This window comes from Brevibacillus sp. HD3.3A (genome assembly GCF_013284375.2).
GTDB lineage: Bacteria > Bacillota > Bacilli > Brevibacillales > Brevibacillaceae > Brevibacillus > Brevibacillus parabrevis.
Window position 1 is genome coordinate 236,425 of sequence record NZ_CP085874.1, and the last position, 19,917, is coordinate 256,341.

At 50.1% G+C, this 19,917-nt stretch carries 20 protein-coding genes and 2 other annotated features; all 20 genes read left to right on the forward strand.

What is annotated here, in order from left to right:
* The first annotated feature begins 59 nt into the window (after positions 1–59).
* The 20 genes from gltX (at position 60) to rpsG (ending at position 19,891) form a co-directional block, all read left to right on the forward strand.
* A complete protein-coding gene (gene gltX, locus HP435_RS01360; protein ID WP_122966812.1) occupies positions 60–1,526 on the forward strand; it encodes a glutamate--tRNA ligase in 1,467 nt (488 codons plus the stop codon).
* Positions 1,527–1,551: 25 nt separating this feature from the next.
* Positions 1,552–1,813, forward strand: a binding site (T-box leader).
* An 88-nt stretch (positions 1,814–1,901) separates the two neighbouring features.
* Positions 1,902–2,567: a serine O-acetyltransferase gene (cysE, locus tag HP435_RS01365; RefSeq protein ID WP_063231128.1), complete on the forward strand. Its 666-nt coding sequence runs from the start codon at positions 1,902–1,904 to the stop codon at positions 2,565–2,567.
* Positions 2,548–3,954 (forward strand): cysteine--tRNA ligase, encoded by a 1,407-nt coding sequence (cysS, locus tag HP435_RS01370; RefSeq protein ID WP_173599890.1) that lies wholly within the window; start codon positions 2,548–2,550, stop codon positions 3,952–3,954. The genes cysE and cysS overlap by 20 nt, the downstream gene beginning before the upstream one ends.
* A gap of 17 nt (positions 3,955–3,971) precedes the next feature.
* Positions 3,972–4,373 (forward strand): Mini-ribonuclease 3, encoded by a 402-nt coding sequence (locus HP435_RS01375; RefSeq protein WP_063231126.1) that lies wholly within the window; start codon positions 3,972–3,974, stop codon positions 4,371–4,373.
* Between the two features lie 3 nt (positions 4,374–4,376).
* Positions 4,377–5,132 (forward strand): 23S rRNA (guanosine(2251)-2'-O)-methyltransferase RlmB, encoded by a 756-nt coding sequence (gene rlmB, locus HP435_RS01380; RefSeq protein WP_063231125.1) that lies wholly within the window; start codon positions 4,377–4,379, stop codon positions 5,130–5,132.
* A gap of 1 nt (position 5,133) precedes the next feature.
* A complete protein-coding gene (locus HP435_RS01385) occupies positions 5,134–5,658 on the forward strand; it encodes an NYN domain-containing protein (protein ID WP_122966810.1) in 525 nt (174 codons plus the stop codon).
* A gap of 82 nt (positions 5,659–5,740) precedes the next feature.
* Positions 5,741–6,391 carry an RNA polymerase sporulation sigma factor SigH gene (gene sigH / locus HP435_RS01390; protein ID WP_005828894.1) on the forward strand — a complete coding sequence of 217 codons (651 nt, stop codon included), beginning with the start codon at positions 5,741–5,743 and terminating at the stop codon, positions 6,389–6,391.
* Positions 6,392–6,684: 293 nt separating this feature from the next.
* Positions 6,685–6,834, forward strand: a complete 150-nt coding sequence (rpmG, locus tag HP435_RS01395) for a 50S ribosomal protein L33 (RefSeq protein WP_003392018.1) — start codon at positions 6,685–6,687, stop codon at positions 6,832–6,834.
* The gene (gene secE / locus HP435_RS01400) at positions 6,834–7,082 is read left to right on the forward strand and encodes a preprotein translocase subunit SecE (RefSeq protein ID WP_063231123.1); all 249 of its coding nucleotides are present in this window, start codon (positions 6,834–6,836) and stop codon (positions 7,080–7,082) included. Before rpmG ends, secE begins: the two co-directional genes overlap by 1 nt.
* Positions 7,083–7,127: 45 nt before the next feature.
* Positions 7,128–7,664, forward strand: a complete 537-nt coding sequence (nusG, locus tag HP435_RS01405) for a transcription termination/antitermination protein NusG (RefSeq protein ID WP_063231122.1) — start codon at positions 7,128–7,130, stop codon at positions 7,662–7,664.
* Between the two features lie 183 nt (positions 7,665–7,847).
* On the forward strand, positions 7,848–8,273 hold the full coding sequence (gene rplK / locus HP435_RS01410; protein WP_005828886.1) for a 50S ribosomal protein L11: 426 nt from the start codon (positions 7,848–7,850) through the stop codon (positions 8,271–8,273).
* Positions 8,274–8,363: 90 nt separating this feature from the next.
* Positions 8,364–9,047, forward strand: a complete 684-nt coding sequence (gene rplA / locus HP435_RS01415; RefSeq protein ID WP_122966809.1) for a 50S ribosomal protein L1 — start codon at positions 8,364–8,366, stop codon at positions 9,045–9,047.
* A 42-nt stretch (positions 9,048–9,089) separates the two neighbouring features.
* Positions 9,090–9,253 (forward strand) — a sequence feature (ribosomal protein L10 leader region).
* Between the two features lie 25 nt (positions 9,254–9,278).
* Positions 9,279–9,794, forward strand: a complete 516-nt coding sequence (gene rplJ / locus HP435_RS01420; RefSeq protein ID WP_063231120.1) for a 50S ribosomal protein L10 — start codon at positions 9,279–9,281, stop codon at positions 9,792–9,794.
* Between the two features lie 55 nt (positions 9,795–9,849).
* Positions 9,850–10,212 carry a 50S ribosomal protein L7/L12 gene (gene rplL / locus HP435_RS01425; RefSeq protein ID WP_063231119.1) on the forward strand — a complete coding sequence of 121 codons (363 nt, stop codon included), beginning with the start codon at positions 9,850–9,852 and terminating at the stop codon, positions 10,210–10,212.
* A gap of 97 nt (positions 10,213–10,309) precedes the next feature.
* On the forward strand, positions 10,310–10,906 hold the full coding sequence (locus HP435_RS01430) for a class I SAM-dependent methyltransferase (protein ID WP_122966808.1): 597 nt from the start codon (positions 10,310–10,312) through the stop codon (positions 10,904–10,906).
* A gap of 307 nt (positions 10,907–11,213) precedes the next feature.
* The gene (gene rpoB, locus HP435_RS01435) at positions 11,214–14,753 is read left to right on the forward strand and encodes a DNA-directed RNA polymerase subunit beta (RefSeq protein ID WP_122966807.1); all 3,540 of its coding nucleotides are present in this window, start codon (positions 11,214–11,216) and stop codon (positions 14,751–14,753) included.
* Between the two features lie 29 nt (positions 14,754–14,782).
* Positions 14,783–18,409 (forward strand): DNA-directed RNA polymerase subunit beta', encoded by a 3,627-nt coding sequence (rpoC, locus tag HP435_RS01440; protein WP_063231116.1) that lies wholly within the window; start codon positions 14,783–14,785, stop codon positions 18,407–18,409.
* 138 nt (positions 18,410–18,547) lie between these two features.
* The gene (locus HP435_RS01445) at positions 18,548–18,802 is read left to right on the forward strand and encodes a 50S ribosomal protein L7ae-like protein (protein WP_122966806.1); all 255 of its coding nucleotides are present in this window, start codon (positions 18,548–18,550) and stop codon (positions 18,800–18,802) included.
* Positions 18,803–18,922: 120 nt separating this feature from the next.
* Positions 18,923–19,366 (forward strand): 30S ribosomal protein S12, encoded by a 444-nt coding sequence (rpsL, locus tag HP435_RS01450; RefSeq protein WP_005828873.1) that lies wholly within the window; start codon positions 18,923–18,925, stop codon positions 19,364–19,366.
* 54 nt (positions 19,367–19,420) lie between these two features.
* Positions 19,421–19,891: a 30S ribosomal protein S7 gene (gene rpsG, locus HP435_RS01455; RefSeq protein ID WP_063231114.1), complete on the forward strand. Its 471-nt coding sequence runs from the start codon at positions 19,421–19,423 to the stop codon at positions 19,889–19,891.
* Positions 19,892–19,917 lie beyond the last annotated feature (26 nt).

A 19,917-nucleotide genomic window follows, 5' to 3' on the forward strand; every position in this document is an offset into this window, starting at 1 on the left:
CTTAGAAACGTATTCATGAAAGATCATAGCCTTTTACATTCACAAGGATGGTGCTATCAATGGCGAAAGAAATCCGCACGCGTTATGCGCCGAGTCCTACGGGGCATTTGCACATCGGCGGTGCGCGCACAGCGCTTTTTAACTATCTGTTTGCCAAACATCACGGCGGTTCGTTTATTGTCCGGATCGAGGATACAGACCAAACGCGCAATAAAGAAAATGCCGATGAAGAGCAAATGAAAAACTTGAAGTGGCTCGGAGTCGAATGGGAAGAAGGCACGGATGTGGGCGGCCCTTATGGCCCGTACCGCCAAACCGAGAGATTGGATATTTACCGCCAATATATCGATCAACTGCTTGCGGAAGGCAAGGCTTACTACTGTTACGCGACGAAGGAAGAGCTGGATGCAGAGCGCGAAGAGCAACTGGCGCGCGGGGAGACTCCGCGGATTTTGGAGAAGCATCGCCATGTGACGGAAGAACAGCGCGCGCAGTATGAAGCGGAAGGCCGCGTGCCGTCCATTCATTTCCTTGTGCCGGACAACCGCGAATACGTAGTAAACGACCTGATCCGCGGACAGGTGATATTCAACTCGAACGAAATGGGAGACTTCGTCATCTGTCGTCCTGACGGAATCCCTACCTATAACTTCGCTGTCGTAATCGACGACTACCTGATGAAAATCAGCCACGTCATTCGCGGCGAAGAGCATTTGTCCAACACGCCTCGACAACTGATGATCTACGAAGCTTTCGGTTGGGAAGCTCCTGACTTTGCTCACTTGGCGCTGATTCTCAATCAGGACGGCAAGAAGATGTCCAAGCGTGATGAGAGCATTTTGCAGTTCATCGAGCAATATCGCGATCTCGGCTTCTTGCCGGAGGCGATTGTGAACTTCCTCGTCCTGTTGGGCTGGTCGCCAGGCGGCGAAGAGGAAATTTTCCTCATCGATGATTTGGTCAAGCTGTTCTCCATGGAGCGCGTGAGCAAGTCGCCGGCTGTATTCGACGCAACCAAGATGAACTGGATGAACAACTACTACCTGAAGCGTCAACCGCTCGATCTGATTACAGATATGTGCGTGCCGCACCTGCAAAAAGCGGGCTTCATCGAAGAGACGCTGTCTGACGCCAAACGGGAATGGGTACGCAGCATTGTCGCCCTGTACCAGGAGCAAATGTCCTACTGTGCACAAATCGTTCCGCTGGCTGCTCTTTTCTTCCTGGACGAAGTGGTGTACGATGAAGAAGCGACAATGGTGCTGAAAGAACCGCAGCTTCCGGAAGTCCTCGCTTCTTTTGTGAAACACCTGTCAGCCCAAGATGCATATAATGTGGATGTCATCAAAGCGGCGTTGAAGGAAGTGCAAAAGGAAACAGGCCACAAAGGAAAGGCGCTGTTCATGCCTGTACGCGTTGGCACAACAGGTCAGGCGCATGGCCGCGATTTGGCTGAGACTTTATTCCTGCTCGGACGTGACAAAGTATTGGCGCGCGCGCAGCGTGTGATTGAAAACGGAAAATAGCCTGTAACAAGGCACATGATATAAAACGAATGCGACGATCAGGAGAAGTACGTCAGGTTACACGTTTACAGAGAGGATGGTGGGGTGAGAACCATCCAGCGTGCCCTGTTCGGAAATGCGCCTGTGAGCAGTGAGCTGAACATGTCGGACTCTTCGGACGACACCAGTAGGTGACATCGGTTCCCGCCGTTATCGGGATGTAGAGCGAGATCGTTTGTCTGGCCGTTTTTAGCCAGAGGCCACAGCGATCTAAGCAGAGTGGAACCGCGGTATAACCCGTCTCTGTCCCTTCGTGTTGATGAAGGGGTAGGGGCGTTTTTTATTTTTCCGACCTTAGATCTAGCAGAAAATCCAGGCAGGAGGTGCCACCCAACTATGTTCGCACAGATGAAAGATGACATTCAGGCTGTATTTGAAAGAGACCCGGCAGCACGCAGTGCATTGGAAGTTGTCATGACCTATTCAGGTTTGCACGCCATTTGGGGGCACCGGATTGCTCACAAGCTCTGGAAGGCCGAGTGGTGTACACTCGCGCGGATTGTTTCGCAGGTCGCTCGCTTTTTCACAGGGATCGAAATTCACCCAGGCGCACGCATTGGCCGCGGATTGTTTATCGATCACGGTATGGGCGTGGTCATCGGGGAAACATGCGAAATCGGCGACAATGTTACGATCTACCAAGGTGTCACGCTCGGAGGAACCGGCAAGGAAAAAGGCAAGCGCCATCCCACCATCGGCAACGATGTGATTATCGCGACGGGTGCAAAAGTTTTGGGGTCTTTCAAAATTGGCGATAATTCAAAGATAGGGGCTGGCGCAGTCGTTTTGCAGGAAGTGCCGCCCAATTCGACCGTAGTAGGAATCAAGGCGCGCATCGTCATTCAGGATGGCAAACGCGTCAAACACGATCTGGACCACGTCAACATGCCTGACCCGGTTGCAGACACGATTCGTCTCATGCAAAAGGAAATTGATCATTTGCGCAAAGAATTGGATCTTTTGAGGGAGGATAAAAAGAACCATGGGCATTCAGCTGACTAACACAATGACACGCCGAAAGGAACCGTTCGTTCCTTTGGAGCCGGGCAAGGTGAAAATGTACGTGTGCGGCCCGACCGTGTACAATTACATTCACATCGGAAATGCTCGTCCGGCTATTGTTTTCGACACGCTTCGCCGTTATTTGAAGTATCGCGGTTATGAAGTGACTTTTGTACAAAATATCACGGATGTGGACGACAAGCTGATTCGGGTGGCGAACGAGGAAGGAACGACCGTCAAGGAAGTGGCTGACCGTTACACAGATGGATACAACCAAGACCTCGGCACATTGAATGTTCTGCCGCCTGACATTCAGCCGCGCGTGATGCAAACGATCCCGGAAATCATTTCGTTTGTCGAAGGGCTGATCGAAAAAGGCTATGCGTACGAGAGTGAGGGAGACGTGTACTTCCGCACCGGACGTTTTCAGGAATACGGAAAACTTTCTCACCAGCCGCTGGACGATTTGCAGGCAGGCGCTCGCGTCGAGATCAACGAGAAAAAGGAACATCCGCTCGACTTCGTGCTCTGGAAAGCTGCCAAGCCAGGAGAAGTTACGTGGAGCAGCCCGTGGGGCGACGGCAGACCAGGCTGGCACATCGAATGCTCGGCTATGGCGCTGAAGTTCTTGGGCGAGGAAATTGACATCCACGCTGGTGGAACCGATCTTGTGTTCCCGCACCATGAAAATGAGATTGCCCAATCCGAATGCTTTACCGGAAAAGTGTTTGCCCGCTACTGGCTGCACAACGGGATGCTCAACATCGACAACGAAAAAATGTCCAAATCCCTCGGCAATTTTTTGCTTGCCCGCGATCTGGTAGGGAAGTTCGGAGGCCAGCTGATCCGCTTTTTCATGCTCCAGGGGCACTACCGCAACCCGATCAATTTCAGCTACGAATTGCTTGAACAAGCGGCGAACGGCCTTGATCGCATCAAAACAGCGTATACAAACCTTTCCCACCGTCTGGATACGGCAAGGGAAGAAGAGCCGAACGGACAATCCGGGGAGCAGGCGCGTATCATTTCGGAATTGCGGGATCGGTTCATTGCCGAAATGGACGACGACATCAATACAGCGAACGCGATCACTGTCGTTTTCGACGTGGTGAAGGAAGCGAACCTGTACTTGCGCCATCAAAATGTAGGGGCGGCCGAGGTGCGCGCTTACATGGAGCTGATCGTGGAGTTGACAGAGGTTCTTGGGCTGATCGTTGCAGAAGAGCAAGAGCTGTTGGACAGCGAGATTGACGCATTGATCGCAGAGCGCACAGAGGCGCGCAAAGCGAAAAACTTTGCTCGTTCTGACGAAATTCGCGATTTGCTCGCGGCAAAAGGAATCGTGCTTGAGGACACGCCACAAGGTGTTCGCTGGCGCCGAAAATAAGGGGCCGAAGAAACAAGATGCAAAAAGAAGAATTGACCCGAGATCCCAACCTGACAAATCCACTCGTGCTCGCCTTTCTGGGCGATGCTACCTATGCGCATTGCGTGCGGTACCATCTAATCGCCAAGGGGCTGGTTAAACCTAACCAGCTCCACAAGGCGGCCAATCGTTACGTGTCAGCCAAGGCACAGGCCAATGTGCTACTTACGCTGATGCCGACATTGCCGGAGGATGAGTTGAATGTGGTGAAGCGGGGACGGAATGCGAAGTCTGGTTCTACCGCCAAAAATGCCGACATTATCGACTACCGGCATGCCACGGCCTTTGAAGCGCTGATTGGCTACTTGTATTTGTGCGGAAAAGAAGAGCGGATCGCAGAAATTGTGCAACAGGCGTTTGCTATTGTGGAAGGAGAGTAAGGCATGAGTGAAGAGTGGATTTTGGGGAAAAACCCCGTCATTGAAGCGCTGCGGTCCGGGCGCACTATCAATAAAATCTGGGTTGCGGAAGGGACCAACAAAAATCTGATGGCACCCGTTTTTGCTTTGGCAAAAGAGAACGGGGTCATCGTGACGACAGCCAACCGCAAAAAGTTGGATCAGCTCGTATCGACGGACAACCATCAGGGAGTTGTGGCATCGGTAGCTGCTTATGATTATGTGGAAGTGGACGATATTTTGAAACGGGCAGAGGAAAAAGGCGAGCAGCCGTTTATTTTGCTGCTGGACGAGCTGGAGGACCCGCATAACCTCGGCTCGATCATGCGTACGGCGGATGCTGTGGGAGCGCATGGAGTAGTCATTCCGAAGCGCAGATCGGTCAGCCTGACCGCAACAGTGGCAAAAGCTTCTGCTGGAGCAATCAATTACGTGCCGGTTGCGCGCGTCACCAATCTCGTGCGCACGATGGAGGAATTGAAAGAACGGGGAGTCTGGATTGCAGGAACAGACGCGAGTGCCAAGCAGGACTTCCGCCAGGGCGATTACACGATGCCGCTCGCAATCGTCATCGGCAGCGAAGGAAAAGGGATGAGTCGCCTCGTACGGGAAAACTGTGATTTCCTTTACAGCCTTCCGATGGCGGGAAATGTGACCTCTCTGAACGCTTCTGTAGCTGCTGCTTTGTTGATGTATGAAGTATATCGCTCCAGGAGTCCACTTCCGACGCGGGTGAAGTAAAATGGCAAAAAGAAAAGCCAAGCAGCTGTTGATCGTAGACGGCTACAATATCATCGGTGCCTGGCCAGAGCTGCGCGTTTTGAAGGATCAGGAACGGATGGCTGAGGCGCGCGATCTGTTAATCTCCCAAATGGCAGAGTACCAAAGCTATACCGGGACAAAAGTGATTATCGTGTTCGACGCGTACAACGTCCCGGGTATCGGTCGGCAGATGGAAGACTTTCTGGTTGAAATTTATTTCACGAAGAAAAAGGAGACGGCTGACGAGAAAATTGAACAGCTTGTCTCCGAATTTAACCAAAAAAATCGACAAATTTATGTAGCGACTTCTGACTACACATCCCAACGTGTTATTTTTGGACAGGGAGCCTTGCGCAAATCCGCGAGGGAGTTATTGCTGGACATGGAAAACGCAGGCAAGGAAATCAAGCAACAGGTTCAAAAAACGCATGAAGAACGCTTCTCCAAACGGGTTGTGCTGAATGACGAAATAGCGAAAATATTCGAAAAATGGAGAAGGGAATAACTTGGATTCGGTTGACGCTTTTTTATGGCATCATGTATAATAGCGTCATCTATGGAGAAACCGGTTGGCGGAGGGATCATTTGTGAGCGTTGACCTCAAGGAGTTAAAACATGCCCAATATGAACTAATGACCGACGAAGAAGTAGTCGACCTGGTTCGCGATAATGATGCCGAAGCTCTGGAGTATTTGATCAACAAATACAAGAACTTTGTGCGTGCCAAAGCGAGATCCTATTTTCTTATTGGGGCTGACCGCGAAGACATTGTACAAGAAGGCATGATTGGTCTGTACAAGTCCATTCGCGACTTCAGAGGCGACAAGCTCACGTCGTTCAAGGCATTTGCCGAGCTTTGCATTACCCGTCAAATCATCACGGCGATCAAAACGGCGACCAGGCAGAAGCACATTCCGCTCAATTCGTACGTTTCGCTGGACAAGCCTATTTACGACGAGGATTCTGACCGTACGCTGCTTGATGTGATTTCTGGAACTAAAGTAACCGATCCCGAAGAGCTGTTCATCAATCGCGAAGAGTTTGATGACATCGAAGGGAAAATGAGTGAAATTTTAAGTGATTTGGAGCGGCAGGTGCTGATGCTCTATTTGGATGGACGATCCTATCAGCAAATTGCCGTTGAGCTAAAGCGCCATGTCAAATCTATCGATAATGCGTTGCAACGCGTCAAGCGCAAGCTGGAACGCTATCTGGAAGGCAGAGAGATTCATCTGTAAAACAGGGAATCTCTTTTTGTTTTTTCGCGTCATTGGGGCCAAAAAGCTTTGTACATAACGAGACTTCGGGTGAATATGGAAGCAAAAGCCCTTCTTTTTGTCAAGTCATTTTGTTTGACATGGGTATTTCGGTATGATAAATTTATTTAGGTAGCCATAGACTCTTATCTCTCTGTTCTATGGTTACTTTGATGAATGAAATGGTCAGGAAAAAGTAGCGGTTTTCCCGTACTATTTGTCATTGAGTACATTTAACGAATAGCAGGTTTGAAATGAGATGGAGGTGGCAATAAATGCGAGTAAACATCACGTTGGCGTGCACCGAGTGTGGCGAGCGTAACTATATCTCCACAAAAAACAAGCGAACCACTACTGAACGTGTTGAGCTGAAAAAGTATTGCTCCCGTGACAAGAAGCAAACCCTTCATCGCGAGACGAAGTAATGGTTGATGCGACGAAGTCAGGGGGTGGCAAAGTGGGTTTTTTAGCACGAATCGGAGCCAGTTTTCGCCGTACCGGTGATTTCTTTGGCGACGTAATGTCCGAACTAAAGAAAGTCCGTTGGCCGAACCGCAAGGAATTGACCACGTATACGCTGGTTGTTCTCATTACGGTTGTGCTTCTGGCAATATTCTTCTTCGTCGTTGATTTGGGAATCTCGCGCTTGATCGATTTGATTCTAGGAAAGTAATTTTGCAAGTCTTAGGAGGGACGGACGGTTAACGTCCTGGTGGATATGGAAAAAGCATGGTATGTCGTTCATACGTACTCAGGTTACGAAAACAAGGTTAAGACGAACCTGGAGAAGCGCGTCGAGTCGATGGGCATGGAAGACAAGATCTTTCGCGTTCTCGTTCCCACTGAGGAAGAAGTGGAGACTAAGGATGGCAAAAAGCGCACCGTCACGAAAAAGGTTTTTCCTGGATACGTCCTTGTTGAAATGGTGATGACGGACGACTCTTGGTATGTCGTGCGAAACACTCCTGGGGTTACCGGCTTTGTCGGATCCACGGGCGCTGGCTCTAAGCCGACAGCGCTGCGTCCTGAAGAGGCCGATACGATTCTCAAGCAAATGGGGATCGAAATTCCCAAGATCAGAGTCGATTTTGCTCTCCGCGATATGGTGCGCGTCACAGATGGTCCATTTTCTAATCGCACCGGGGAGATTATCGAGATTTACCCGGACAGACAGAAGGTTCGCGTATTGGTGGACATCTTCGGTCGCGAAACACCGGTGGAGCTAGACTTTACACAAGTTCAAAAATTGGATTAGGATTCAACTTGAAAAGTATCGCGCTATGTGGTACATTTCATTTTGTTTTAACAATCCCACAACAATATCTGGGGTTTCTTGCACTCTCACTATAGATCGAAAGTCTTTTACGAGACTTTCTTAATAAGGTGGGAGGGGGCATTCCCCCGTAATAACCACATGTGAAGTAAGGAGGTGTCTTACGTGGCTAAGAAGGTTATCCGCGTAATTAAATTACAAATCCCAGCAGGTAAAGCGAATCCTGCACCTCCAGTAGGTCCGGCACTCGGTCAAGCTGGTGTAAACATCATGGGGTTCTGTAAAGAATTCAATGCACGTACAGAAAGCGAAGTTGGCATGATCATTCCGGTGGAAATCACCGTGTTTGAAGACCGCTCTTTCACTTTTATTACAAAAACTCCTCCAGCTGCAGTTCTGTTGAAGAAAGCTGCTGGTATCGAGTCCGGATCCGGCGTACCGAACAAAACAAAAGTTGCTACGCTGAAACGTGATAAAGTTCGCGAAATCGCTGAACTGAAACGTCCTGACCTGAATGCTGCATCCGTGGAAGCGGCTATGCGCATGGTGGAAGGTACTGCACGTTCCATGGGTATCGTAATCGAAGACTAATTGTCTTGAGTGCAAGGGGGCACAGACGTTGTGCCCCCCTGTCTGTGGGAGGATTAACCGCTACGACCACATTGAAGGGAGATTTAAATCATGGCAAAAAAAGGTAAGAAATATCAAGAGGCTGTAAAGCTCGTTGATAAAAACAAAGTATACGAAGTAGTTGAAGGCATTGAGCTGGTTAAAAAAGCAGCTACTGCTAAATTCGACGAAACAGTTGAAGCAGCATTCCGTTTGGGTGTAGACCCTAAACGTGCTGACCAACAAATCCGTGGCGCTGTAGTACTGCCACACGGTACTGGTAAAGTACAACGCGTTCTCGTATTCGCTAAAGGCGAAAAAGCAAAAGAAGCAGAAGCTGCTGGCGCTGACTTCGTAGGCGATGCAGACATGATCGCGAAAATTCAAGGTGGCTGGTTCGACTTTGACGTCGTAGTAGCTACTCCTGACATGATGGGTGAAGTAGGTAAATTGGGTCGTGTACTCGGTCCAAAAGGCCTGATGCCAAACCCTAAAACCGGAACTGTTACTTTCGACGTAACAAAAGCGGTTAACGAAATCAAAGCAGGTAAAATTGAGTATCGCGTAGACAAAGCAGGTAACATCCACGCTCCTATCGGAAAAGCATCCTTCGATGCTGATAAGCTGGCTGAGAACCTGGCAGCTCTGACTGAAGCACTGAACCGTGCGAAACCAGCTGCGGCTAAAGGCGTTTACATGAAAAATGTAACCCTGAGCTCCACTATGGGTCCTGGCGTACGCGTAGCTGTAAAATAATGACACTTGACTTCCTTTTGGGAAGTTGTTAAGATAGTCCCTGTTGATGAAAAGAATATGCCGTAGACAGAAGGTGCGGTACTTGCGAGAGTAACGCTTAATATCCCTCCGAGGCGTGTAATGTACGAAAGAGGAAACATTGATTTCCTTTGACGATAGAGCATTATGCCCTCGTGATGTCTGCGAGGGCATTCTTCATTTTCTAGGATTAGAGCACGGGAGGTGTAAACAATGGCAGAAATTCGTCCAACCGTTATTCGTGAAGAGAAAGTACAAGCGATCAACGAAATCGCAGCCAAGCTCCGCGAGAGCCAAACCACAGTGGTGGCTGACTACCGCGGTCTGACTGTAGCCCAAGTTACCGAGCTCCGCAAACAACTGCGTGAAGCTGGTGTTGAGTTCCAGGTGTTGAAAAACTCCCTGACTCGTCTGGCTACTGAAAAAGAAAGCTTGACTGAACTGGATCAATATCTGACTGGCCCGAACGCTTTGGCGTTCTCCAAAGACGATATCATCGCTCCAGCGAAAGTTATTGCTGAATTCGCGAAGAAAAACGACAAGCTGGAAATCAAGGGTGGCGTGATCGAGGGCAAAGTAGTTGGTGCTGAACAAATTCATGCACTGGCAACTCTTCCTTCCCGCGAAGGTCTCTTGTCCATGCTTCTCTCCGTCCTGCAAGCTCCAATGCGCAACGTTGCACTGGCAGTCAAAGCAGTGGCCGAGCAAAAAGAAGGTCAAGGCGCTTAATCGTCTGATCGGCTGATGTTTCAATAAAACTATCCATTGAATGGAGGATTTCAAAATGTCTAAAGAGCAAATCTTGGAAGCCATCAAAGGCATGTCCGTTCTCGAACTGAACGACTTGGTAAAAGCAATTGAAGAAGAATTCGGTGTAACTGCTGCTGCTCCTGTAGCTGTAGTTGCTGGTGGCGCTGCTGAAGCTGCTGCTGAGCAAACTGAGTTCACTGTAAACCTGGTAAGCGGCGGAGCTTCCAAAATCAACGTTATTAAAGTTGTTCGCGAGCTGACTGGTCTGGGTCTGAAAGAAGCAAAAGACCTGGTAGACAACGCTCCAAAAACACTCAAAGAGGGCGTTTCCAAAGACGAAGCAGAAGCTCTCAAAGCAAAACTCGAAGAAGCTGGCGCACAAGTAGAAGTGAAGTAAGTTAGCTTTCTTTAGAAATTCCCCTTGCCTGCGGCAGGGGGTTTTTCTGTAAGAGGACGGCGAGTTTTTTCAATCGATGAGGAAGGGTGAATCACACGTGGGAGATCACTATTACACCAGTCAACCGGGAACGGCGCATGACGAACAGCAATTTTCGTTTGTGCTTCGCGGGAGGGAGCTTCGCTTCACCACTGACGCCGGTGTTTTTTCCCGGGACCGGATTGATTTTGGCAGTGTATTGCTCATCGAAAACATGGAGATCGGCAGTCACGCTCGGGTTTTGGATGTGGGGTGCGGCTACGGGCCGATTGGCTTGACGGCTGCCACGCTGGCTGACCAGGGAAAAGTGACGATGATCGATGTGAACGAGCGTGCGGTTGACCTGGCTCGTCGGAATGCCGAAAGAAACGGAATCAAAAATATCGAAGTGCGGGTCAGTGATGTTTACAGTGCCGTGCAAGGTGAGCAGTACGACGTCATTTTGACCAATCCGCCGATTCGGGCGGGCAAAGAAATTGTACATCGCATTTTTACTGAAGGACATGAGCTGCTCGTTGAAGGTGGAGAGATGTGGGTGGTTATTCAGAAAAAGCAAGGCGCCCCGTCTGCATTGAAAAAGCTGCAAGAAACCTACCGTGAAGTGATAGAAGTGGATCGGGAAAAGGGCTACTCCATTTTTCGCGCAATCAAATAGTCAAGCGACAATCATTAGAAAACTTTTCTTGACGTGAATATTTGATTGTGGTAGCATTATAAAATGTCAATATGGGATAAATGTCTATTTTTCAGTAATTCCCTGTTTGTCAAGCGTTTCTACTTTTTTCCTGAAAGAGGAATGTTTGTGTAAAAACATGGGAATTCTTTTAAAATAGAGTTTCTCTGGGTTAAAAATGGTTGATGCTGCTTTAACCCATTTTTATTTTAAGGTGTTCGCCTGCAATTGCAAGATTGCCGAATGCCAAGTTTCTATGTGTGAAAACACAACCTGAGGGGTGAATAAGTTGGCAGGTAAAGTGATTCAAAGTGGCCGACACCGCCAGCGTCGTACGTATTCACGTATTAACGAAGTGCTGGGCCTTCCAAATCTCATCGAGATTCAGCAAAAGTCCTACCAATGGTTCCTTGATGAGGGGCTCCGTGAGATGTTCCAAGACATTTCGCCAATCCAGGACTTCACTGGCAATCTCGTGCTGGAGTTTATCGACTACAGCTTGGGAGAGCCAAAGTACGATGTTGACGAGTCGAAAGAACGTGACGTCACCTATGCGGCGCCTCTGCGTGTGAAGGTACGTTTGTTGAACAAAGAGACGGGAGAAGTGAAGGAACAAGAAGTCTTCATGGGGGATTTCCCGCTCATGACCGAAACGGGAACCTTCATTATTAATGGTGCTGAGCGCGTAATCGTCAGCCAGCTTGTTCGTTCCCCCAGTGTATATTACAACACCAAAGTGGACAAAAACGGCAAGCAGACGTTTACAGCTACGGTAATCCCGAACCGGGGTGCGTGGCTGGAGCTGGAGACCGATGCGAAAGACGTAATTTATGTCCGCATCGACCGTACGCGAAAAATCCCGGTAACGGTTCTTTTGCGTGCACTGGGCTTCGGTTCCGACATCGAGATTCTCAACTTGCTGGGTGAAGATGAGTACATCAAGAACACGCTGGAAAAAGACAACACCGACTCTACGGAAAAAGCGCTGATCGAGATTTACGAGCGCCTTCGTCCGGGTGAGCCGCCAACAGTCGAAAACGCGAAGAGCCTCTTGATCTCTCGTTTCTTCGATCCAAAACGTTACGACCTGGCTTCTGTAGGTCGCTACAAGATGAACAAAAAGCTTCATCTGAAAAACCGTCTGTACAACCAACGCTTGGCTGAAACATTGGTCGATACCAAAACCGGCGAAATTTTTGCCGAGGCGGGACAAATGATTGACCGCCGCGTACTGGATCGCATTGTGCCTGCGTTGGAAACCAACATTGGTTTCCTTGATGTTCGTACGCATGGCGGCGTTTTGGAAGAAGAGACGATTCATCTGCAATCCATTAATATTTTCTCTCCGATTGAAGATGGCAAGATCATCAAAGTCATCGGAAACGGAAATGTGGATAAATCCTTCAAGCATATTACGCCGGCGGATATCGTTTCGGCGATCAACTATTTCATGAACCTGCTTCATGGCGTTGGTTCCACTGACGATATTGACCACTTGGGCAACCGTCGTCTCCGTTCCGTGGGTGAGCTTTTGCAGAACCAGTTCCGTATCGGTTTGTCCCGTATGGAGCGCGTGGTTCGCGAGCGTATGTCCATTCAGGATCAGAACCAAATCACGCCGCAGGCTCTGATTAACATCCGTCCTGTTATTGCGTCGCTGAAAGAGTTCTTCGGAAGCTCCCAGCTGTCTCAGTTTATGGACCAAACAAACCCATTGGCTGAGCTGACGCACAAACGCCGTCTGTCCGCTCTCGGACCTGGTGGTTTGACGCGTGAGCGCGCGGGCTTTGAAGTGCGCGACGTTCACCACTCTCACTACGGCCGTATGTGTCCAATTGAGACGCCAGAGGGACCAAACATCGGTTTGATCAACTCGCTGTCGTCCTTTGCGCGCATTAACGACTACGGCTTCATTGAAACGCCACGCCGCAAGGTAGACCCGGAAACAGGCTTTGTGCTGAGGGACATCGTCTATCTGACTGCGGATGAAGAGGATGTTTTCAACGTGGCGCAGGCGAACCAGCCTCTCGATGATGATGGACGCTTCGTGAACGACATGGTTATCTGCCGTCGTAAAGGCGAGATCTTGAGCGTGCCTCGCGACAAGGTAGACTTCATGGACGTATCGCCTAAGCAAGTTGTATCCGTTGCGACGGCGCTCATTCCGTTCCTTGAGAACGATGACGCGAACCGCGCGCTGATGGGTTCAAACATGCAGCGGCAGGCCGTTCCGCTTTTGATTCCACAAGCACCGTTCGTCGGTACGGGTATGGAGCACAAAGCAGCGCAAGACTCCGGTGTGGCGATCGTTGCCAAGCATCCGGGTCAAGTTGAGCGTGTAACGGCTCGCGAAATCTGGATTCGCCGCTATAAAGAAATCGACGGCAAGAAAGTTGCTGGCGATATCGACAAATACAAAATGCACAAGTTCATCCGTTCCAACCAGGGAACCTGCATCAACCAGCGTCCGATCGTAAGCCGCGGAGACTGGATTGAAAAAGGCGACATCATTGGTGACGGTCCTTCCACCGAAAAAGGTGAATTGGCATTGGGTCGTAACGTAATCGTCGCGTTTATGACGTGGGAAGGTTACAACTACGAGGATGCGATTCTCCTGAGTGAGAAGCTTGTGAAGGATGACGTTTATACGTCGATCCATATTGAAGAATACGAGTCCGAAGCTCGCGACACCAAGCTGGGCCCAGAAGAGATCACCCGCGATATTCCAAACGTCGGGGAAGACGCTCTGAAAAACCTGGATGAGCGCGGTATTATCCGCGTCGGCGCTGAGATTCAAGACGGCGACATTCTCGTTGGTAAAGTAACGCCAAAAGGGGTTACCGAGCTGACTGCGGAAGAACGCCTCTTGCACGCCATTTTCGGGGAAAAAGCCCGTGAAGTTCGCGATACATCCCTGCGCGTACCGCATGGTGGTTCCGGTATTATCGTAGACGTGAAAGTATTTACGCGTGAGAACGGCGACGAGCTGCCTCCAGGCGTGAATCAACTGGTTCGTGTCTACATCGCCCAAAAACGGAAAATCTCCGTGGGTGACAAGATGGCCGGACGACATGGTAACAAAGGGGTTATTGCCCGGATCATGCCAGAAGAGGATATGCCATTCCTCCCAGACGGCTCTCCTGTTGAAATCGTACTGAACCCGTTGGGCGTACCTTCCCGTATGAACATCGGTCAGGTATTGGAGACTCACTTGGGTATGGCAGCGAAGCTTCTCGGCATCCATGTGGCGACACCTGTATTCGACGGTGCCCGTCAGGCAGAAGTATTCGAGACTTTGGAAGAGGCTGGCCTCGACCGTGATGGTAAAACCATCTTGTACGATGGACGTACAGGTGAACCGTTCGATCGTCGTGTAACGGTCGGATGCGTATACATGCTGAAACTGGCTCACTTGGTAGATGACAAGATTCACGCCCGTTCTACCGGTCCATACTCTCTCGTTACTCAACAGCCATTGGGTGGTAAAGCTCAATTCGGCGGACAGCGTTTCGGGGAGATGGAGGTTTGGGCATTGGAAGCTTACGGTGCAGCCTACACCTTGCAGGAAATTCTCACCGTCAAGTCGGATGACGTCGTGGGTCGCGTGAAGACGTACGAAGCGATTGTCAAAGGTGAAAACGTGCCAGAGCCAGGTGTTCCTGAATCGTTCAAGGTTCTGATCAAGGAACTGCAAAGCTTGGGTATGGACGTGAAAATCCTGTCCGGCGACGAGCAGGAGATTGAAATGCGTGAAATGGAAGATGAGGATGAAGGCAACGGTGAAAAACTGAACCTCGTTCTCGAAGGTGGAAGCTTGAACGACGAGTAAGATTCCGGTACAAAGGGAGGTAACGCCCTGTGATAGACGTGAACAACTTCGAATATATGAAGATCGGCTTGGCTTCCCCCGATAAGATCCGTTCGTGGTCTTTCGGGGAAGTGAAAAAGCCAGAGACGATCAACTACCGCACACTGAAACCGGAAAAAGACGGCTTGTTCTGCGAACGCATCTTTGGACCGACCAAAGACTGGGAGTGCCATTGCGGTAAGTACAAGCGTGTACGTTATAAAGGTGTAGTGTGCGACCGTTGCGGCGTGGAAGTGACCCGCGCCAAAGTACGGCGTGAGCGCATGGGGCATATTGAACTGGCTGCCCCAGTTTCTCACATCTGGTATTTCAAAGGGATTCCAAGCCGCATGGGCTTGGTGCTCGACATGTCCCCGCGTTCCCTGGAAGAAGTTATTTACTTCGCTTCTTATGTAGTAACTGATCCAGGTGATACACCACTCGATAAAAAGCAGCTGCTCTCGGAAAAAGAGTACCGCAACTATCGTGAGAAGTACGGCCACTCTTTCCAAGCGATGATGGGAGCTGAGGCGATCAAACGCCTGCTCGCGGAAATCGATCTGGACAAAGATGTGGAAACGTTGAAAGAAGACCTGAAAACAGCACAAGGCCAACGTCGCAACCGTGCGATCAAACGTCTGGAAGTGCTTGAGGCATTCCGCAACTCCGGAAACCACCCGGATTGGATGGTTCTGGACGTACTGCCGGTAATCCCGCCAGAGCTTCGCCCAATGGTTCAACTCGATGGTGGACGTTTTGCCACTTCCGACTTGAATGACCTGTACCGTCGCGTAATCAACCGGAATAACCGTCTGAAGCGCCTGCTTGAACTGGGTGCTCCTGACATTATCGTACAAAACGAAAAACGGATGCTGCAGGAAGCAGTAGACGCACTTATCGACAACGGTCGTCGCGGCCGTCCGGTAACTGGACCAGGTAACCGTCCGCTGAAATCTCTCAGCCACATGCTGAAAGGTAAACAAGGACGTTTCCGCCAAAACTTGCTCGGTAAGCGCGTTGACTACTCCGGTCGTTCCGTTATCGTTGTAGGACCTAATCTGAAGATGTACCAGTGCGGTTTGCCAAAAGAAATGGCATTGGAACTCTTCAAACCGTTCGTGATGAAAGAGCTCGTTTCCAAAGGACTCGCTCATAACATCAAGAGCGCCAAACGCAAGGTAGAGCGCGTTCAGCCTGAAGTATGGGACGTTCTCGAAGACGTGATTCGCGAGCATCCGGTGCTTCTGAACCGTGCCCCCACCTTGCACCGTCTGGGTATCCAGGCTTTCGAACCAGTATTGGTTGAAGGCCGTGCGATCCGTTTGCACCCGCTCGTTTGTACAGCGTACAACGCCGACTTCGACGGTGACCAAATGGCGGTTCACGTTCCGTTGTCCGCAGAGGCGCAGGCAGAAGCCCGTATCCTCATGCTGGCAGCGCAAAACATCTTGAACCCGAAAGACGGTAAACCAGTAGTAACGCCATCCCAGGACATGGTGCTTGGTTCTTACTATCTGACACTGGAACGTGAAGGCGACAAAGGCGAGGGTACGATCTATCGCGATCCTCATGATGCGATCGCTGCTTACCAGCAAGGCTTCATCAGCTTGCATACGCGCATCGTTTTGCCAGCGAGACGCCTGAACAAAACCAGCTTTACTGAACGCCAACAGAACGCGCTCATCGTAACGACAGTAGGGAAAGTGATCTTCAACGAGATCTTCCCTCCAGATTTGCCGTTCATCAACGTTCCGACCAAATCGAACCTGCAAAACATGGTTCCTGACGAATACTTTATTTTTGACAAAGGTACCAACGTAACCGAGTTTGTGCGCAACCTGCCAGATCCGGGTGCAGTGAAAAAAGGCTTCCTGGGAACGATCATTTCCGAGTGCTTCCGTCGCTTCGGCACGATGAAAACTTCCATGATTCTCGACAGAATCAAAGAGCTTGGCTTCACGTACTCCACTAAAGCGGGTATCACAATCGCGGTAGCGGACATTGCCGTACCTGGCAAGAAGAAAGACATTCTCGATGAAGCGGATCAAAAGGTTGCAACTGTCATGACGCAGTTCCGCCGTGGTCTGATTACTGAGGATGAGCGTTATGACCGCGTTATCTCCATCTGGTCCAAAGCCAAGGATGAGGTAACCGAGGTACTCATGAAGTCCATGGATAAGTTCAATGCGATCTTCATGATGGCGAACTCCGGTGCCCGCGGTAACGTATCCCAGATCACTCAGCTCGCTGGTATGCGCGGTCTGATGGCGAACCCATCCGGTCGAATCATCGAGTTGCCGATCAAATCCAACTTCCGTGAAGGTCTGACTGTATTGGAGTACTTTATCTCCACGCACGGTGCGCGGAAAGGTCTCGCCGATACGGCGCTGCGTACTGCGGACTCGGGTTACTTGACCCGTCGTCTCGTAGACGTTGCCCAAGACGTGATCGTCCGCGAAAAAGATTGCGGTACAGATAAAGGTATTCGTGTTACAGCGATCAAGGATGGCCGTGAAGAAATCGAGAAGCTGTCTGACCGTCTGGTTGGACGTACATGCTTCGAGACTCTCCGCCACCCGGAAACAAAAGAAGTCATCATCGGCCGCAACGAGGAAATTTCCGAAGAGGTTGCCGAGTATATCGAAAAAGTGGGCATCACAAGTGTCTACATCCGTAACGTACTTGCTTGCCGCACCAGCCATGGTGTCTGCAAACTTTGCTACGGACGCAACCTGGCAACAGGAGCCGAAGTGGAAGTTGGGGAAGCGGTTGGTATTATTGCCGCTCAGTCCATTGGTGAGCCGGGTACCCAGCTGACCATGCGTACCTTCCATACCGGTGGGGTTGCGGGAGACGATATTACCCAAGGTTTGCCGCGTATTCAAGAGTTGTTCGAAGCGCGCAATCCGAAAGGTCAAGCCGTTATTTCTGAAATCGACGGGGAAGTTGTCGACATTCGTGAAGGTAAAGACCGTCGTGAAATCGAAGTTCGCGGTGAAGCGGAAAACAAAGTGTACGCTGCTCCATACGGCTCGCGCATCAAAGTATCTGTTGGTGTCAAGCTGAGCGCTGGTGACGAGCTCACGGAAGGTTCCGTCGACCCGAAAGAAATGCTCAAAGTTCGCGGCATGCGCGGCGTTTCCAACTACATTTTGCAAGAGGTACAAAAAGTTTACCGCATGCAGGGTGTAGAAATTAACGACAAGCACGTTGAGGTTATGATCCGTCAGATGCTCCGCAAGCTGCGCGTCATCGACAGCGGAGATACAGACCTCTTGCCAGGCTCCTATGTGGAAGTTCCTGAGTTTGAGCAGGCGAACGCAAAAGTTCTCATCGAAGGCAAAAATCCAGCAGTGGGTCGTCCGGTTCTTTTGGGGATTACAAAAGCATCCCTGGAAACCGACTCCTTCCTGTCGGCGGCTTCCTTCCAGGAGACAACGCGCGTTCTCACAGACGCAGCGATCAAAGGAAAAGTGGATCGCCTGCTCGGTCTGAAAGAAAACGTGATTATCGGGAAACTTGTTCCGGCAGGTACCGGTATGTCTCGCTATCGCAATGTAAAAGTAGCAAGTCAGGTTGATTACGAAGCAGAACTCGAAGCTCTCAAAGCTGAGCAAGAAGCGGTTTCTGTAGAGTAATTGTGGGGGTGGCGTCCGCCAGATTTTGGCGGGCGCCTTCCTGAATAAAAAATATGAGTTGGGCGTTGACAACAGCGAACCCAGCTGATATTATATTCAAGTGTGCCTGATATCTGTACTTTGGAGGATATGAGAATCATGTCTTATGAAAAAGTAGAGCGGGCCAAGGAGTTGACGATCGGTGTTAAGCAAACGATGAAAGCTGTAGAAAACCAGCAGGTTGAAGCAGTGTACATCGCGGTTGATGCTGATAGACGTTTGACCCAAAAAGTCGAGCTCCTTTGCAAAGAGAAGGGTGTTCCAGTCATTCATGTAGATTCCATGCGCCGTCTAGGCAAAGCGTGCGGAATTGAAGTGGGAGCGGCTACCGCTGCGATTAAGAAAAGTGGTTAACGATGTTTTTGTCTGTTGCGCGATGCGTAAAAGATGGACAAGAACTTTCTATTTGGCCTAAAAATGACTCACCTGGATCTGTGGTCTTGAAGATTGGGTATTAAGAAGGGAGGTAACATCATGCCTACAATTAACCAATTGGTGCGTAAAGGTCGCGAGGACAAGGTTGTGAAGTCTAAGTCCCCAGCTTTGCAAAAAGGGTACAACAGCTTCAAGAAAAGCCAAACCAACCAAAGCTCTCCTCAAAAACGTGGTGTTTGCACTCGTGTAGGTACCATGACTCCGAAAAAACCGAACTCCGCGTTGCGTAAATACGCTCGTGTGCGTTTGACAAACGGAATCGAGGTAACAGCTTACATCGGTGGTATTGGCCACAACCTGCAAGAGCATAGCGTCGTGCTGGTGCGCGGCGGTCGTGTAAAAGACTTGCCAGGGGTACGCTACCATATCGTTCGTGGTGCACTTGACACTGCTGGCGTAAACAACCGTAAACAAGGTCGTTCCAAATACGGTACAAAACGTCCAAAACCAGGTCAAGCAGCTGCAGCAGCGAAAAAGAAATAAGAAAAGCGCCTTTGAAGTGGCGTGAATTTATACCGAAAAGAAGGAGGGAATACGATGCCTCGTAAAGGTCCTGTAACCCGTCGTGACGTGTTGCCAGATCCTATTTACAACAGCAAGCTGGTTACTCGCTTGATTAACCGTCTGATGTTGGATGGCAAACGCGGTGTAGCGCAAAATATTCTCTACAACGCATTCACCATCATTCAGGAGCGCACAAGCCGCAACCCGATGGAAGTGTTTGAAGAAGCACTGAAAAACGTAATGCCTGTACTGGAAGTTAAAGCTCGCCGTGTAGGTGGTGCTAACTACCAAGTACCGATCGAAGTAAAACCGGAGCGCCGTACCACTCTTGGTCTGCGTTGGTTGGTTAACTACTCCCGTAACCGTGGAGAGAAAACCATGGAACAACGCCTGGCTAACGAGATCATGGACGCTGCTAACAACACCGGTGCAGCAGTTAAAAAGCGTGAAGACACGCACAAGATGGCTGAAGCGAACAAAGCGTTTGCTCACTATCGCTGGTAGGAAATTGAATCGGGTGTCCGTCTTGG

Excerpts from the sequence above, each read along its gene's own strand:
- gltX (WP_122966812.1), top strand. The coding sequence starts at position 60 with ATGGCGAAAGAAATCCGCACGCGTTATGCGCCGAGTCCTACGGGGCAT.
- secE (WP_063231123.1), top strand. The coding sequence starts at position 6,834 with ATGGTTGATGCGACGAAGTCAGGGGGTGGCAAAGTGGGTTTTTTAGCA.
- rpsG (WP_063231114.1), top strand. The coding sequence starts at position 19,421 with ATGCCTCGTAAAGGTCCTGTAACCCGTCGTGACGTGTTGCCAGATCCT.
- nusG (WP_063231122.1), top strand. The coding sequence starts at position 7,128 with ATGGAAAAAGCATGGTATGTCGTTCATACGTACTCAGGTTACGAAAAC.
- rpmG (WP_003392018.1), top strand. The coding sequence starts at position 6,685 with ATGCGAGTAAACATCACGTTGGCGTGCACCGAGTGTGGCGAGCGTAAC.
- cysS (WP_173599890.1), top strand. The coding sequence starts at position 2,548 with ATGGGCATTCAGCTGACTAACACAATGACACGCCGAAAGGAACCGTTC.
- rplA (WP_122966809.1), top strand. The coding sequence starts at position 8,364 with ATGGCAAAAAAAGGTAAGAAATATCAAGAGGCTGTAAAGCTCGTTGAT.
- rplJ (WP_063231120.1), top strand. The coding sequence starts at position 9,279 with ATGGCAGAAATTCGTCCAACCGTTATTCGTGAAGAGAAAGTACAAGCG.
- rplL (WP_063231119.1), top strand. The coding sequence starts at position 9,850 with ATGTCTAAAGAGCAAATCTTGGAAGCCATCAAAGGCATGTCCGTTCTC.
- rpsL (WP_005828873.1), top strand. The coding sequence starts at position 18,923 with ATGCCTACAATTAACCAATTGGTGCGTAAAGGTCGCGAGGACAAGGTT.
- cysE (WP_063231128.1), top strand. The coding sequence starts at position 1,902 with ATGTTCGCACAGATGAAAGATGACATTCAGGCTGTATTTGAAAGAGAC.
- HP435_RS01445 (WP_122966806.1), top strand. The coding sequence starts at position 18,548 with ATGTCTTATGAAAAAGTAGAGCGGGCCAAGGAGTTGACGATCGGTGTT.
- rlmB (WP_063231125.1), top strand. The coding sequence starts at position 4,377 with ATGAGTGAAGAGTGGATTTTGGGGAAAAACCCCGTCATTGAAGCGCTG.
- HP435_RS01385 (WP_122966810.1), top strand. The coding sequence starts at position 5,134 with ATGGCAAAAAGAAAAGCCAAGCAGCTGTTGATCGTAGACGGCTACAAT.
- HP435_RS01375 (WP_063231126.1), top strand. The coding sequence starts at position 3,972 with ATGCAAAAAGAAGAATTGACCCGAGATCCCAACCTGACAAATCCACTC.